Raw genomic sequence first — 3,259 nt, 5'->3', positions numbered from 1 at the left:
CCATGGCGTTATTTAAACAAGATACAACTAAAACAGCCAGTATGGCGAGAAAAAAGAAAATGGCAGGGCTAGACGATGATTATCGCTCAACCCTGTTAGAATCTGGGATTAAAATGCGCTAGCCGTGTTGCCTATACCTTTCAGACTAAAAAGCCGAGTATTAAAGTGACTCGGCTTTAATTCTTATGCAGATCTGAGGTTAATTACCTTTGTAAACAAGCAATTAAAACAGCTCAAAGTGACAGTTTGCTATTTAATGATGCTATCGAAAAAATCGTAACGTCTATACTTTTAACACTAAGTTTTAATCTATATCAATGACTATATATCACTCAAAACCGAACTTCGCCAAAGTGCCAGTTTCGGACGATTGAGCCATAGACTCTTGTACGACTTGTGCTACAAATCACACCTAGAAAACGAATAAACTTTTTTATACTCAGAGGAATAATTTTTATCATAAATCCGGAGGGCCTTTTCTAGTCCTTCTGTGATGCCTATTGCACGTGATTTATACCCAGATAGCTCTTCTTTTGTCATTTTCTTCGAAGATAGAATTTCTTTTAAGATTCTTGTCGCTTTTTTTTCATGGATTTCGGATTTTTCGTAATCAGTAGCATAAAATGCTAGCTCCGCACACTCTATCTGCTTTGCATATTTCCAACCTGCTTGAATTTTTTTCTCATCACTCCATCCATCGCTCCCATAAACTGACGAAGCAACAAATAAAGAAACAATAGAGATTAATATCTTCATAACATTCCTTGAATAAAAAGCTTTCTCGGTTACATATTAAAAGTTAATACCCTGCGCATCACCGCCTGTAACAATAGCTATAATACCCGCATTGGTACTTCCGTTAATCGCTCAGAGCCGAATTTCACAATTGTGCTCGAGCGGACATTGAGCACCATAGTCACTTGTATGGTGGTTGTCTTTTAGCTAGGTTCTTTATGTCCATAATAGTTTCTCCATCAGTAGCTTATTAAAGGGTAACTGATACGCTAGTAATAACCAATAAATATGTATAACTACGTTATGCATCATCTATGCTACAGAAAGCCCTTTTAGATAACTAGGCTTACTCATGTTACAGAGTAAGCCTAAAGATATGGAGAGAAGTAAGATTAGTTAAAAGCAAAATGCTACATTCACAGCCATTATATGCAATCGTTTAATATTTTTCGGATTGAATCATCTCGAATAATTTATTAATGGCAAGTTTCTTTTCTTGAAAAAATGCAAGCTTGTTTTTTAATTCTTCCTCATCAGTTTCCTGCTTCTCTGAAATGTTAATATAATGACTTTTTAATTGTAAATGATATTCAGATATATCAAAGTTACAGAGTGCTTTTTGCATCTCTAATTCTTGTAATAATGTCTTATTAAGCTCATCTCTGATATTGATATTTGGATGTTGAGTATCTTCGTAAAATCGCACTGTTACTGAATAATAAGGGTAAGTTGTTAATGTTAAAAGCTCAGCTTCTACTAATTTCATTAAGTATATACTCATCAATTTTTCTATTTGTTCAGAGTCAAATACTTGTGCTTCTTCTTTAGTTTTAAAAGTATCGCATGCTGCTGACTTAATAAAATAGTGACTAGCAGCTTCTAATTTCACTACATGATGTAAAACAGAATCTAACCCCATTAATCCTCCGGTAATATTTAAGGTAACCAACGAATAAATTATGATCAATAAATCATAATTTATGCAATATAGTACATATGAGATAAAAGAGCAATATGTGATCATTCTATCTTTATTTGTAGGATTTGGTCTTATGAGCTACGCAGCAGAGTTGATTGGAAAAAATATTAAATTAGCGCGAGTGAAAAACGGCTGGAGTCAAGCAGAACTTGCTCATAAATTAAACGTAGAACAAAGCTATATCAGCAGAGTTGAATCAGCATCTGTAGCTGCTTCTTGCGAACGAATATATGAAATAATTCATTTACTAAAATGTGAGTCTACAGATATTTTTCCAGCTGCAAGTCAAGTCAAAGCGAGACAGAAGAAAAGCTAATAGAAGTTGATAAATGATTTTATACACATACACTCCTTGGTTAGTAAAAACACTTTCCCTAGACTTTAATCCTGTAACTCGTATTTATTTAGATAAAAATGGACAAAAGGCTGTAATACAAATTACAAAATCAGGTGAAGAATCTAGTAATAACGAAGAATTATTCTATTTAAGAGAAGAGCTGTTTGAAGAGTTACTAGAACACGAAAGCCTTATCGCTGGATATAATATATATGGTGAAAGACGGGTAGCTAGTGTTGATGACCTGCATTCAGAAAAAGAACATGTTGCGTTTAAAGAGTTTCAAAGTTCAATTTTTGTCAAGTAGCTCCATCTTATATGGATTCTGACAGACTATGTTTAACGCCATAGTCTGTTATAACGAGCATTTGTCTACACTAATTCAACCCTTCAACGCCCTGTTAACAGAAAAATAGTTAGTTAAAATAAGCGACGAAGAAGCAAAACCAACTGTTTTTTGTCCCGCTTGAACAGCTTATAGCTATTTGAACGGAATGTCGCCGTAACCCCAAATAAGTGTACCAATAGCAATTAAAATAAAAGCAATAATATTACACACCGTAACTTGTGATGAATATTTCTTCTCTGTTTCAGCGTACGTGGTACTAACAAATCCGGCAGGCTTAAAAACATCAAACATTTGATACGCACGCATTTCAGATATAAATGCCAATACAACCATTATTGATCCGCTTCTTTGAAACCATGTTGCAAATGTTTCACTTACTGGCCTTAAAAAATCAAATAAGGAAAGTAACGGTGCAATAATCGAAATTACAGCAAATATAATAAATAAGCGCCTTTCTTTTAAAAAGCGTTGTTCATATGAACATTTTACAGACATGAAACTCTCGATAGCTAAAACAATTTAATAGTGCACTCATTGATCTACCTTATATAGTTTTAACAAATTACCCAAGGTGTTACATCACTAAGTTTCCTAAAATTTTTAGGTAAAGTTAAATGAAGCAATATGCGCTCAGCGCTAATTTTCATGAATATATGCGCAAGGAGCAGCCTAACCATCAATCAAGGACGATATTTAGCAAATCTAAAGGCCGCTTTGTGCCCAGACTGTGTAAAAACTAATTTTTAATAAATTGTCTTGGGTATGTTCTTAGTTTGAAACCATTTAAGATGGTTGCGATCGATTTTTTCTCAGTATCGCAATTTTCTCCGCGCGAGCGAAACTGCTATGGCAACGCTAC

5 protein-coding genes are annotated in these 3,259 nt (G+C 34.2%); 2 read left to right on the top strand and 3 right to left on the bottom strand.

All coding sequences use genetic code 11. The features are described from left to right. Window positions 1-399: 399 nt before the first annotated feature. Both PSI06_RS20735 and PSI06_RS20730 read right to left on the bottom strand, forming a co-directional pair. Entirely contained in the window at window positions 400-756 is a 357-nt protein-coding gene (locus tag PSI06_RS20735; protein WP_273604785.1) for a hypothetical protein, read from the bottom strand. 418 nt (window positions 757-1,174) lie between these two features. After that, window positions 1,175-1,654, bottom strand: a complete 480-nt coding sequence (locus tag PSI06_RS20730; protein ID WP_273604784.1) for a hypothetical protein — start codon at window positions 1,652-1,654, stop codon at window positions 1,175-1,177. Between the two features lie 97 nt (window positions 1,655-1,751). Here PSI06_RS20730 and PSI06_RS20725 point away from each other — a divergent pair, with 97 nt between their 5' ends. Continuing rightward, entirely contained in the window at window positions 1,752-2,030 is a 279-nt protein-coding gene (locus PSI06_RS20725; RefSeq protein WP_273604783.1) for a helix-turn-helix domain-containing protein, read from the top strand. Between the two features lie 13 nt (window positions 2,031-2,043). Next, a complete protein-coding gene (locus tag PSI06_RS20720) occupies window positions 2,044-2,358 on the top strand; it encodes a hypothetical protein (protein ID WP_273604782.1) in 315 nt (104 codons plus the stop codon). A 174-nt stretch (window positions 2,359-2,532) separates the two neighbouring features. Here the strand turns inward: PSI06_RS20720 and PSI06_RS20715 are convergent, their stop codons facing one another. Beyond that, window positions 2,533-2,895, bottom strand: coding sequence for a hypothetical protein (locus tag PSI06_RS20715; RefSeq protein WP_273604781.1), 363 nt, complete (start codon window positions 2,893-2,895; stop codon window positions 2,533-2,535). Between the last annotated feature and the right edge of the window lie 364 nt (window positions 2,896-3,259).

The sequence above is a fragment of the Pseudoalteromonas sp. GABNS16E genome (genome assembly GCF_028598715.1).
Classification (GTDB): domain Bacteria; phylum Pseudomonadota; class Gammaproteobacteria; order Enterobacterales; family Alteromonadaceae; genus Pseudoalteromonas; species Pseudoalteromonas atlantica.
The sequence above is the reverse complement of the archived record's forward strand: the minus strand, read 5'-3'. Positions and strand labels throughout refer to the sequence as shown.